Here is an 11,687-nt window from a genome sequence, read left to right on the forward strand (position 1 = left end):
GCCTACGGCGCCAACGGCCACCGCGTGGAAAGCGCCGAAGGCCTGCTGCCGCTGCTGGAGCACTGCATCAAGACCCCAGGTGTGCACGTGATCGACTGCCCGGTCGATTACAGCGAGAACGACCGCATTCTCAACAGCGAGCTGCGTGAGCGCGCGCTGGCGGTGTAAGCCCTGACAGGCCGGCGCCGTCTTTTGGCCGGCGCGGCCTGGTGCTGCAAAGAGGCCCGTATAGCCGACGGTAATGTGTCGGCTTTACGGGCCTTTTCGCAATACAAGGCTGCTTCTGTATCCCATTCACCCCAGCTCAAGCAGACCTTGCAGGCTGGCCAGAATGGCATTGGCGTCATAAGGCTTGCGGGTGATGGGCACATGCTGCAAGTGCTCGGGAATGCTGAGGCCGTCGCCATAGCCGGTGGCAAAGAGGAACGGGACCTGCCGGCGAACCAGTTCATCTGCTACGGAAATGGATGTTCCGGTGCCCAGATTGACATCCAGTATTGCCGCGTCCGGTTTGTGGCTACCAAGCAGTTGCATGGCTTGGTCCTCGGAGCTGGCGGTGATCACGTCCTCGATTTGCGCATCGTTGAGAATTTGCTCCAGGCCTACTGCAATCACCAGTTGATCCTCGAGTATCAGCACACACAAGCCCGAGCGCGCTGCAAGCGCACCGTTTGCACGGGCCAGAGGCGTGGCCGGGAGAGCGGTTTCTGCCGCTTCGGCTACGGAAAGGTGCTTGGCCGGTATTCTGAAAAAGCCTTGCAGGCCTTCGGGGTGATATTCCACTGCGCTGGTGCCACCCAGGTCGAATGGGATGCTGCGGTCGATCAGCACCGTGCCGAAGCCGCTGCGGCTGGGCGGGCGTACCGTTGGCCCACCCATTTCCCGCCAACTGATGGCACAGGCGTTACTGGCGTCGATTGCCCAGCTCACCGAAAGCTTGCCGCCAGCCCGCGATAGCGCACCATACTTGGCCGCGTTGGTGGCCAGTTCATGCAGCACCAGCGCCATGACCGAGTACGCGCGCGCATCGAGGATGACGTTCGGGCCCTGCAACTCGATCACGTCGGCAGCCGTGCGATAGGGAGAAAGCTCGGCCTCCAGCAGCTTCGCCAGGCGCCCGCCACCGTCACCGCGCACCACCTGGTCATGGGCCAACGACAAGGCCTGGATACGCCCTTTGAGCGTTGCCACATAGTCCTGCAGGGTCTGGCTCTCCGGGGTCGGATGGGCAACCAGTGCACCAATCAGCGACAGGATGTTCTTGACCCTGTGGTTGAGCTCTTCGTTGAGCATGCGCTGGCGCACGTCGGCTTTGGCGCGTTCACTGGCGAGCAGTTCGCTGTTGTGCAGTACCACTTCGACGATAGCGGTACGGATGGCATCGCCAAACTGGCGGTCCTGCTCGGTCCAGGGTAGCGACTGCTGGTGAACGGTTTCTTTCCAGATGGCGAAGCTCTTGCGGGGCGTCAGGCGGTCGCCCAACGCGCCGCTGTCATAGGTCTTGTTCGGGTCCCCGGCCCAATCGAGTGTCTCGACCACCTCCTTGCGGAAGAAGATCAAGTAATCCCTTGGGTGTTGCGACATCGGGACGATCAGCACACCCGACACATCATTAAAATACGCCTGGGCCGACGGGAGCACTGACGACAGGCGATTGGACGCCCAGATTCGGCCTTCGCTGACCATGTCTGCCAGGCGCAGCAGATCAGGCACGGCCGTTTGGGGCGGCGCCAGCCCTGCGCACGACCAGCGGCCTAGCAGCGACATGCCGATGCCGTCGCAGGGAATCAGCGACATCAACCGGGGCAGGCGTGCGTGGAAGAACCCATCAATGTCCGCCGCCTGGTTGGCGTCGCGCAGCAGGCTGTCCAGGGCTTTGTGGATGCGCACGGCGGCTTCGAGTTTTTGCCGGCTACGCAGGGTCTCGATATGCAGGGAGAAGAACTCACCGAACATCTCGGCGGCCACACGTTGCCCCATGGCCAGCGTGCGCGGTGCGTAGTGATGGCAGGCAATCATTCCCCACAGCTCTCCATTGACGATGACGGAAATCGACATCGAGGCGCCCACGCCCATGTTGCACAGGTATTCGCAATGGATCGGCGAGACGCTGCGCAGGTGCGCGTAGGACAGGTCGAGCGGTTCGCCCGAGGGGTCGAGCACCGGGTTGATGGCGACCGTATTGAACTGGGCGTCGGAGATTACCCGGATCGGGTTGCGCAGGTAGAGCGCGCGGGCCTGCTGGGGGATATCGGAGGCGGGGAAGTATTGGCCCATGAAGCTTTCGAGGTCGCTACGCTTGGACTCGGCAACCACCTTGCCGGCACCGTCGGCTCCCAGCTGGTAGATCATCACCCGGTCGTAACCGAGCACCGCCCTGACAAAGCGGGCGGCGTCGCGGAACAGCTTGTGGGTCTGGTCGATTTCGCGCAGTTGGGCAATCAGCGTGCGGGCCAGCTCGATCGGTTCGGCGATGCTCGCCCCGGCGGGCTCGAATTCGAGGATTGCCGTGCCTTTGTACAAGTGGGCGGCGATGTCGACGGCCGCGCCGTTGGGCAACGTCACGCCGAAACTGAGCGCGGGCCGCGAGGCATCCCGGGTACGGGCAAGTGCGTTGCGAAGCGTATGCGTGACCTCGTCACCCAGCACCGCGTGCAGTTTCTGACCATTGATATCGTTTGCTACACCCAGCATCTGTGGGGCGTTGACCGAATGGCGCAGCACCACGGTCGCCGAGGCATCACAGGCCAGCAGGCAGCCATGGGGCTGGATGCTCCCGGGAATCTGGATGGGCTCCCGGTCGCAGTTGGTCAGGTTAACGTGGGGGTTGTAGGTCATTGGCCCGTGCCTGTGGGTAAGGGGAGGCGGGCTGCAGGTCCGCCATCGTCCGTCAGCCTAGCAGGCATTGCACGCCTTGGGGATGGCGGGTCGGGCAATGCCGGTCCATTCCCAAGGCAATGCTTTGATCACAGCATGGAGTACGGATGTACTCCCGTCGAGAATCGCTTGAACGCAGCTACGATCAATGGTCTTATCCCGCGCTTGAGCCAACTGGTATTGCAAGATGAACCGCCCGCTGTTTATTTCCATCGATGGGCCCAAGGGTACCGGCAAGACCACGCTGCTGGAGGCTGTCACTCAAGCGTTACGGCTGGACGGGAACAAGGTGATCCGCCTTTGCGAAAGAAAGAATGATCCTCACCGGGGCGAGACCATGGCCCTGGTCAACCAGCTTTCCAGAAGCCCTTGCCAGGACCTTGAGTTCAAGGTTTGCGAACGCTTCGCTGAAAGCCGAGCCTGGATTTCCCGACATGTACTGCCCAGGCAGCCCGCTGACAGCATCATCCTGATTGACCGCTGGTACCCCTCTGACGCTGCGTTTCGCCGCACAGTGCCGTTTGACAAGATCCTGCGCCTGAACCTCGAACGAAACGTGCAAGTGCCCGATTTGCATGTCGGGGTTGTCACAACGCCTGAAACCTCGTGGGCGAGGGCCGCGGCGCGCACGCGTGGGCTGGGCAGTACGGTGATCCATAACCTGGATGAACAGGTTGCCTGTACCGAGGCGTTCGAGCGTGCGGTTGCGGAGCAAGGCTGGGTGCTGTGCCGTAATGAAGGGACCGTCGACGAGGCAACGCGGCAGGTCGTTCGCGAGATTCAGGGCGTGCTTCGACACCTGTGAGGCTTGGGTGAGTATGGCCTGTCTACTGCCTCTGCAGGTATCAGGCGCCCTGGCGGTCGATATCACGGCGCAGGACTACCGACGTGGTAATGTCATCCACTGATTCGTGACGTGCCACGTTGTCGCGTACCTGGTTGAGGTCGTCGATCGTTCGGGTCTCCACTTCAACCACCAGGTCGAGCTGACCGCTCACCGACGACACCCGCCGTACGCGCGCGTCCGTTGCCAACTGGTCGAGCAGCCCCATGGCAGGCGTGCGCTGCAACGTCACCAGCAAGATCGCGCGTATCACGTTGGCGTCTATTTCGCCGATGTCAGCGCGATAACCGCGAATGACTCCGCTGCGTTCAAGGTTGGCGACACGCTCGGTGGTGGCACTTCGGGAAAGGCCTATGCGGCCGGCTAACGCCTTGAGCGCAATACGCGCGTCCTTCGAAAGTACCTCAAGAATCTCACGATCTTTAGCGTCCAGGTCACGCATTGCAGCCCCTTGATAAGCTTGCCGTCATTATGCCGGTCGGGACCGGCATAATGCCTGTTGCGCCCGACCGTATGCAGGGTGTCCGTTTCGGCGGCGCATGACAAGCTATTGAAAAACAATCAGCGCGCTCGGAACCTGATGATATGACAGACCTTTCCCACCCGGCACCTCGGTTTTCGGCAAGCGATGCAGAGGGCCTTGCAAAAGATTTCTTCAATGTCACCGGCACTGCAACGCCCCTGGATGGGGAGCGTGATCGCAATTATCGCCTGGAGACTGGCGTAGATGCAGGCTGGATACTGAAAATCGTCAATGCCAGCGAGCCCAGGGTAGAAAGCGAGTTTCAAACCGCGCTACTCGACCACCTGGCCGTGCATGGCGCGCATTTGGGCGTACCACACCTGCGGGCCAGCGTGACGGGCGACTACCTGCCGTCTGTGGCCAGCAGCACCGGTGAACAGCACGCTGTGCGCCTGGTCAGCTGGCTGGCCGGCACGCCACTTGCCAAGGCCAGACGCTCCCTGGCGCTGATGAGAAACTTCGGCCAGGCACTCGGTGAACTTGACCGTGCGCTGCAGGGCTTCATGCACCCGGGCGCAGTCCGCGACCTGGACTGGGACTTACGCCATGCTGCGCGCTCCCGTTCGCGGCTGCACTGCATCAAGGACCCTGATCGCCGGGCCGTTGCCGAGCGCTTCATCACCCGGTTCGAGCAGACGGTACAGCCTGAACTGGCTTCCCTTCGGGCCCAGGTGATCCACAACGATGCCAACGACTGGAACATCCTGGTCGATGCCGAAACGCCCCGTAACGTGACTGGCTTCATCGATTTTGGCGATGCCGTGCACACCGTTCTGATTGCCGAGGTCGCAATCGCCAGCGCCTACGCCATTCTCGACATGGACGACCCGATCGGCGCTGCTGCTGCGCTGGTGGCCGGCTTCCATGAGAAGTACCCGTTGCAAGCGCAAGAGCTTGATGTGTTGTTCAACCTGATTGCCATGCGCTTGGTCATCAGCGTCACGTTCTCCGCTTCCCGGCAGGACCAGACCGACGACAACCCTTACCTGGCGATCAGTGAAGCGCCTGCCTGGCGTCTACTGGAACAGCTCGATTCGATGAACCCACGGTTGGCCACCGGCATTCTGCGCAAGGCCTGTGGTTTCGATGCCATCGAAGGTGCGGGGGAAGTCCGCCGCTGGATTGCTGACAACCACAAGTCGTTTGCCGATCTGGTGCGCCCGTCAGCCGCCATTCTGGACAAGGTCATCGCGCCGTTTGGCGATGCCAGCCATGAGATGACCATTGCCTCGGCCCAGCAGCGCCCTGCAGATGCGACGCGGTGGTGGAATGAATGCTCTGCCGCGCACAAGGCCCCGCTGGGCATCGGGCCATGGGGCGAGGTACGTGCCGTCTATACCGACAGCGCCTTTGAGTCTCGCTTCATCAAGGGGCAGCACCGGACCCTGCATGTGGGGGTAGATTTGCTGATGCCAGCGGGTACGCCGCTGTACGCACCGATTGCCGGCACCGTCAGAAGCGTCGAGGTCGAGCCAGGCCCGCTGGGTTATGGCGGCCTGGTGATGCTCGAGCATACCCCGCCCGGTTGCCCGCCATTTCTGACACTGTGGGGGCACATGGCCCACGAGGCGCTCAGCCGTTTGAAGGCCGGTGACAAGCTCGAAGCGGGCGACCTCGTCGGTTACATGGGCAGCGATCACGAGAACGGCGGCTGGATTCCCCACCTGCATCTGCAGGTGGTCACCGATACTCAGTTGCGCGCGTGCGAGGTCATTGGCGTGGGTGAGCCCGCGTACCGCGAAGCGTGGGCCGACCTGTTCCCCGATGCCTCGGCCCTGGCCGGTATCCCGCCAGAGACCTACAGCCAGCAGGGGATGACCAAGGCCCAGATCATTGCCAGGCGCAAGGAACTGCTGCTACCCAACCTGTCCATTTCGTACACCGACCCGATCAAGTTCGTGCGCGGTGATGGCGTATGGCTGATCGACAACTTCGGGCGGGCCTACCTGGACTGTTTCAACAACGTGTGCCACCTGGGCCATAGTCATCCCGACGTGGTCGAAGCCCTGACCCGCCAGGCTGCGCTGCTCAACACCAATACCCGCTACCTGCACGACAACATCGTCGAATACGCCGAACGCCTGACCGGCACTTTGCCCAAGGGCCTTTGCGTAGCGTCCTTTGGCTGCTCGGGGAGTGAGGCCAACAGCCTGATGCTGCGTATGGCGCGCAACTACACAGGCAGTGATCAGGCGATCGTGCTGGACTGGGCCTACCACGGCACCACTCAGGAACTGATCGATCTGAGCCCTTACAAGTACAAGCGCAAGGCGGGCAAGGGCAGGGCGGCGCATGTTTACGAGGCCGTGGTCCCGGACAGCTACTACGCGCCTGCGCACTGGCCCGTGGAAGCGCACGGCAAGCGCTTTGCCGAGTCGGTGGCAGAGCAGTTGGATGCCATGCGCAAGGCAGGCAAGCGCCCCGGGTTTTTCATTGCCGAATCGATCCCCAGCGTGGCGGGGCAGGTGTTTTTGCCCGAACACTACCTTGAGGAGGTGTACGCCATGGTGCGCGCCGAAGGTGGTCTGTGCCTGGCCGATGAGGTTCAGGTCGGGTTTGGCCGGGTCGGCAGCCACTGGTGGGCATTCGAGACCCAGGGCGTGGTCCCGGATGCCGTCAGCATGGGCAAACCCATTGGTAACGGCCACCCGATGTCGGCGGTAGTGACCACGCGCGAGGTTGCCGATGCTTTCAACAACGGCATGGAGTATTTCAATACCTTCGCCGGTAACCCAGTGTCATGCGCGGTAGGCCTGGCGGTGCTCGATGCAATCGAGCGCGACCAGTTGAAAGAAAACGCCTTGAATGTCGGCCATTACCTGCTCGAGGGTTTGCGCAAGCTTCAGCAGCAATTCGACGTGATTGGTGATGTGCGCGGGTTGGGCCTGTTCCTCGGCATCGTGCTGGTCACTGACCGCAAGTCAAAGGCGCCAGCCACGGCCCTGGCCAGAAAAGTGGCTGATGGTGCCCGGGAGCGCGGCGTGTTGATCGGCACCGAAGGCCCGCATGACAACGTGCTGAAAATGCGCCCTTCGATGATTTTCAGCCGGACCAATGCGGACTTCCTTCTCGAGGTGCTGAAAGACAGCTTCATCGCCGCGCTGAAATAGCGTTTCAGCGCGGGCAGGGCGTGCGCATGTGCACGCCCTGCGGCGCACCTATCTGGCGAGCCGGGCAGGTTGCCAGCATCAAGCGCCCCTGATGCTCAGGCCTTCGCGAGCCTGGCCATGCAGGCCGGTGGCCTCTGGCAATGCCGTGACCTTGATCGCGCGCACCGGCACGGCGAACTTGGCGCCGATTTGCGAGAACCGCTCCAGCAGCCTGAAGTTGATCGCTTGCTGAATGTCCATGTAAAGGTTGTAGCCTGGGTCCCGGACAATGTAGACACACTCGAACTCCAGCGCCTCTTTGCCGAAGCCGCGCAGGTGAGCGCGATCGAAACGCGCCTGCTCCTGGGCCTTGATGGCGTCTTCTACGATGGCTGGCGCTTTCTTCACGGCCTCGGTGGGCGTGTCGTAGGAAAGCCCGAACTCGAACACGATGCGACGCTCTTGCAGGCGCTTGTAATTCTGGATGGTGCTGCTGATCATGCTGGCGTTGGCCATGACGATCTGTTCGCCGCCGAGGCTGCGGATGCGTGTGGTTTTGAGGCCAACGTGCTCAACGGTGCCCGCCAGGGGCCCGATGACGATGAAGTCACCGATCTCGAACGGCTTGTCCACGGCGATCGACAACGAAGCGAACAGGTCGCCAAGGATATTCTGCACAGCCAGCGCCACCGCGATGCCACCCACGCCAAGGCTGGCGACGAAGGCGGTGATGTTCACCCCCAGGTTCGACAGCATCGCCAGCACTACGACTGACCACAACAGGACCCGCGCGCCCCAGGCCGAAAGGGTTGCCAGTGCGCTGCCCTGGTTCAGGCCGTCGGTACGGTGGCGGGCGAAGTAGCGGCTCAGGCCCAGGCCGATGGCGCGGTTGGCCCACAGGCCAATCTGCAAGGCAGCGACCACGAACCACAGGCTGCTGACTCTGCTCAGCCAGCGCTCGGGCAAGTCGAGCATGCTCAGGCCCACCAGCAAAGAGGCCAGCAACAACAGAACGTTGCTGGTGCCGGAAAGCACCTTGGCCATTATCTGGCTCAATGGGCCTTCGTGTTCTGACCAGCGCCGTACCCGGCGCATCAGGAAACTGATGGCGGCACGGGCGACCAGGAAGACTAAGGTGGCGACTGTCAGCGCCACCAACAGATTGAGAATGGAGATGCCGAATACGGTGGTTTCGGTGAAAAACGCGATGATGCGGTCGTTCATGAGTACCTCGCCTCTGGGTTGATTTGCCAAGGTGCTTTCTTGGGACGTCAAAGAGGCGCAACAGGTCGATCGGATTTCACCACGCTGGGTTGACTGAGTCAGTCCCGGTAGATTTTCTTCAATAACCGCAACAGTTCAGTCCTTTCGTCATCCGAGAGGTTGGATGTCGCCTGGTGATCGCTGTCGGCGGCGATGTGCTTCAACTCCTTCAACAGGGCCTCGCCCGATTTGCTCAGGAAAATCCCATACGAGCGCTTGTCCGGTTTGCACCGCACGCGCACGGCCAGCGCGCGCTCTTCCAGTTTGTTCAGCATTGGCACGACTTGCGGGGGTTCGATTGCCAACGCACGTGCCAGGTCGGCCTGCATCAGCCCTGGGTTCTGGTCGATGATCGCCAGGGCGGAAAATTGGGCCGGGCGCAGGTCATGGGCCGAGAGCCGGGCAATAAGGTTCTGAAACAGCTTCAATTGCGCGCGTCGCAAGGCGTAGCCGATCAAGTCTTCAAGCACCCCTTCTCCCACAGGAGCAGCCACGCAAGCGTCGTCGGTACTACGGGCAGACCTAGCCATCAGGGTTCATGCTCCTCGATCATGGGTAATAAAGTTACCTATTTTGCCTGTCCTTATGCGATTCGGCTAGTGAGGTTCCGCAAAAAGGCAGCGCGCCTAACCATGGAACAAAGATAAATTTGTTAATGGTTAATTGACATAACTAATTTGACCCGTTAGCGTGGCCCCATCACCTCGAACAACAAGAGTGCAGAACCATGAGCAAATACGAAGGCCGCTGGACCACCGTGAAGGTCGAACTGGAAGCGGGCATCGCCTGGGTGACCCTCAATCGCCCGGAAAAACGCAATGCCATGAGCCCCACCCTGAACCGGGAAATGGTCGACGTGCTGGAAACCCTCGAGCAGGACGCTGACGCTGGCGTGCTGGTATTGACCGGTGCCGGCGAGTCCTGGACCGCCGGCATGGACCTGAAGGAGTACTTCCGCGAGGTGGACGCCGGCCCGGAAATCCTCCAGGAAAAGATTCGTCGCGAAGCCTCGCAATGGCAATGGAAGTTGCTGCGTCTGTATGCCAAACCGACCATCGCCATGGTCAACGGCTGGTGCTTCGGCGGCGGCTTCAGCCCACTGGTGGCATGCGACCTGGCGATCTGCGCCAACGAAGCGACCTTCGGCCTGTCGGAAATCAACTGGGGCATCCCGCCTGGCAATCTGGTCAGCAAGGCCATGGCCGATACCGTTGGCCATCGTCAGTCGCTGTACTACATCATGACCGGCAAGACCTTCGATGGTCGCAAGGCTGCCGAGATGGGCCTGGTGAACGACAGTGTGCCGCTGGCCGAGCTGCGTGAAACCACCCGCGAGTTGGCGCTGAACCTGCTGGAAAAGAACCCGGTGGTGCTGCGCGCCGCGAAGAATGGCTTCAAGCGCTGCCGCGAGCTGACCTGGGAACAGAACGAGGACTACCTCTACGCCAAGCTCGACCAGTCGCGCCTGCTGGACACTACCGGCGGCCGCGAGCAGGGCATGAAGCAGTTCCTCGACGACAAGAGCATCAAGCCGGGCCTGCAGGCCTACAAGCGCTGAGTCGCACCGCGGGCGGCGGTGTGCCGCGCCAAAGCCCGCGGGTATTTCTCTATAACGACAACAAGAGGAATGAGCATGTTGCAGGTGCCTTTGCTGATTGGCGGGCAGTCGCGCCCCGCCAGCGATGGACGAACCTTCGAGCGCTGTAACCCGGTGACTGGCGAGGTGGTGTCGCAGGCTGCCGCCGCCACACTGGCCGATGCCGATGCCGCGGTGGCTGCTGCCAGCGCGGCGTTTCCGGCCTGGGCCGCCCTGGCACCGGGCGAGCGGCGTAGCCGCTTGCTGGCAGGCGCTGATCTGTTGCAGGCGAGGGCCGCCGAGTTCATCGCCGCCGCCGGTGAAACCGGGGCCATGGCCAACTGGTATGGCTTCAACGTGAAGTTGGCCGCCAACATGCTGCGCGAGGCTGCAGCCATGACCACGCAGATCACCGGTGAAGTGATCCCCTCGGACGTCCCTGGCAGCTTCGCAATGGCCCTGCGCGCGCCCTGCGGCGTGGTGTTGGGCATCGCGCCGTGGAACGCCCCGGTGATACTGGCCACGCGTGCCATTGCCATGCCGCTGGCCTGCGGCAACACCGTGGTGCTCAAGGCCTCGGAGCTGAGCCCGGCGGTCCATCGGCTGATCGGCCAGGTGCTGCACGATGCAGGCATCGGCGACGGCGTTGTCAATGTCATCAGCAATGCGCCGCAGGATGCCCCGGCCATCGTCGAGCGGCTGATCGCCAACCCTGCGGTACGCCGGGTCAACTTCACCGGTTCGACGCACGTCGGGCGCATCGTCGGCGAACTGGCGGCCCGCCACCTCAAGCCAGCCCTGCTCGAACTGGGCGGCAAGGCGCCTTTGCTGGTGCTCGACGATGCCGACCTGGACGCCACGGTCGAAGCGGCGGCCTTCGGTGCCTACTTCAACCAGGGGCAGATCTGCATGTCCACCGAGCGCCTTGTGGTGGACAGCCGTATTGCCGACGCCTTCGTCGACAAGCTGGCGGTGAAGATCGCCGGGCTGCGTGCAGGTGATCCGCAAGCCAGCACCTCGGTGCTCGGCTCGCTGGTCAGCGCAGCGGCCGGCGAGCGCATCAAGGCACTGATCGACGATGCCGTGGCCAAGGGCGCGCGCCTGGTCAGCGGCGGCCAGCTGGAAGGCAGCATCCTGCAACCGACCTTGCTCGACAACGTCGATGCCAGCATGCGCCTGTACCGCGAGGAGTCCTTCGGCCCGGTGGCGGTGGTACTGCGCGCCGAAGGCGACGAAGCCTTGCTGCAGCTGGCCAACGACTCGGAGTTCGGTCTGTCATCGGCCATTTTCAGCCGCGACACCAGCCGCGCCCTGGCCTTGGCTCAACGGGTGGAGTCGGGTATCTGCCATATCAACGGCCCGACCGTTCACGATGAAGCGCAGATGCCGTTTGGCGGGGTCAAGTCCAGCGGCTATGGCAGCTTCGGCAGCCGCACGGCCATCGATCAGTTCACCCAGTTGCGCTGGGTCACCCTCCAGCACGGCCCGCGTCACTATCCCATCTAGCCGCGGCAG

General features: G+C 62.4%; 8 protein-coding genes and 1 pseudogene. 5 read left to right on the forward strand and 4 right to left on the reverse strand.

Going from position 1 to position 11,687, the window contains the following annotated elements:
• Positions 1 to 168, forward strand: a pseudogene (locus tag AC3WLP_RS18640) (acetolactate synthase large subunit); the annotation flags it as partial.
• Between the two features lie 126 nt (positions 169 to 294).
• On the opposite strand, the gene AC3WLP_RS18645 reads toward AC3WLP_RS18640, so the two are convergent.
• On the reverse strand, positions 295 to 2,838 hold the full coding sequence (locus AC3WLP_RS18645; RefSeq protein ID WP_088513138.1) for an HWE histidine kinase domain-containing protein: 2,544 nt from the start codon (positions 2,836 to 2,838) through the stop codon (positions 295 to 297).
• Positions 2,839 to 3,064: 226 nt separating this feature from the next.
• On the opposite strand from AC3WLP_RS18645, the gene AC3WLP_RS18650 reads away from it, so the two are divergent.
• A complete protein-coding gene (locus AC3WLP_RS18650; RefSeq protein ID WP_012052227.1) occupies positions 3,065 to 3,682 on the forward strand; it encodes a dTMP kinase in 618 nt (205 codons plus the stop codon).
• A gap of 40 nt (positions 3,683 to 3,722) precedes the next feature.
• Here the strand turns inward: AC3WLP_RS18650 and AC3WLP_RS18655 are convergent, their stop codons facing one another.
• Positions 3,723 to 4,163, reverse strand: coding sequence for an Lrp/AsnC family transcriptional regulator (locus AC3WLP_RS18655; protein ID WP_004374903.1), 441 nt, complete (start codon positions 4,161 to 4,163; stop codon positions 3,723 to 3,725).
• A 143-nt stretch (positions 4,164 to 4,306) separates the two neighbouring features.
• On the opposite strand from AC3WLP_RS18655, the gene AC3WLP_RS18660 reads away from it, so the two are divergent.
• Complete coding sequence (locus tag AC3WLP_RS18660) at positions 4,307 to 7,354, forward strand: aminotransferase class III-fold pyridoxal phosphate-dependent enzyme (RefSeq protein WP_012052228.1); 3,048 nt, start codon at positions 4,307 to 4,309, stop codon at positions 7,352 to 7,354.
• Between the two features lie 78 nt (positions 7,355 to 7,432).
• Here AC3WLP_RS18660 and AC3WLP_RS18665 read toward each other — a convergent pair whose 3' ends face one another.
• A complete protein-coding gene (locus AC3WLP_RS18665; RefSeq protein WP_012052229.1) occupies positions 7,433 to 8,557 on the reverse strand; it encodes a mechanosensitive ion channel family protein in 1,125 nt (374 codons plus the stop codon).
• Positions 8,558 to 8,655: 98 nt separating this feature from the next.
• Positions 8,656 to 9,126, reverse strand: coding sequence for a MarR family winged helix-turn-helix transcriptional regulator (locus AC3WLP_RS18670; protein WP_012052230.1), 471 nt, complete (start codon positions 9,124 to 9,126; stop codon positions 8,656 to 8,658).
• A gap of 197 nt (positions 9,127 to 9,323) precedes the next feature.
• Between AC3WLP_RS18670 and AC3WLP_RS18675 the strand changes: the two genes are divergently transcribed.
• Both AC3WLP_RS18675 and AC3WLP_RS18680 read left to right on the forward strand, forming a co-directional pair.
• A complete protein-coding gene (locus AC3WLP_RS18675; RefSeq protein ID WP_010954234.1) occupies positions 9,324 to 10,154 on the forward strand; it encodes a p-hydroxycinnamoyl CoA hydratase/lyase in 831 nt (276 codons plus the stop codon).
• A gap of 75 nt (positions 10,155 to 10,229) precedes the next feature.
• Positions 10,230 to 11,678, forward strand: coding sequence for an aldehyde dehydrogenase (locus tag AC3WLP_RS18680; RefSeq protein WP_088513139.1), 1,449 nt, complete (start codon positions 10,230 to 10,232; stop codon positions 11,676 to 11,678).
• Positions 11,679 to 11,687: the final 9 nt, after the last annotated feature.

This window comes from Pseudomonas sp. FW305-E2 (assembly GCF_058782925.1).

What these genes read in the sequence shown, in the direction of transcription:
- AC3WLP_RS18645 (WP_088513138.1), bottom strand. Translation starts at nt 2,838, where the DNA reads ATGACCTACAACCCCCACGTTAACCTGACCAACTGCGACCGGGAGCCC.
- AC3WLP_RS18650 (WP_012052227.1), top strand. Translation starts at nt 3,065, where the DNA reads ATGAACCGCCCGCTGTTTATTTCCATCGATGGGCCCAAGGGTACCGGC.
- AC3WLP_RS18655 (WP_004374903.1), bottom strand. Translation starts at nt 4,163, where the DNA reads ATGCGTGACCTGGACGCTAAAGATCGTGAGATTCTTGAGGTACTTTCG.
- AC3WLP_RS18660 (WP_012052228.1), top strand. Translation starts at nt 4,307, where the DNA reads ATGACAGACCTTTCCCACCCGGCACCTCGGTTTTCGGCAAGCGATGCA.
- AC3WLP_RS18665 (WP_012052229.1), bottom strand. Translation starts at nt 8,557, where the DNA reads ATGAACGACCGCATCATCGCGTTTTTCACCGAAACCACCGTATTCGGC.
- AC3WLP_RS18670 (WP_012052230.1), bottom strand. Translation starts at nt 9,126, where the DNA reads ATGGCTAGGTCTGCCCGTAGTACCGACGACGCTTGCGTGGCTGCTCCT.
- AC3WLP_RS18675 (WP_010954234.1), top strand. Translation starts at nt 9,324, where the DNA reads ATGAGCAAATACGAAGGCCGCTGGACCACCGTGAAGGTCGAACTGGAA.
- AC3WLP_RS18680 (WP_088513139.1), top strand. Translation starts at nt 10,230, where the DNA reads ATGTTGCAGGTGCCTTTGCTGATTGGCGGGCAGTCGCGCCCCGCCAGC.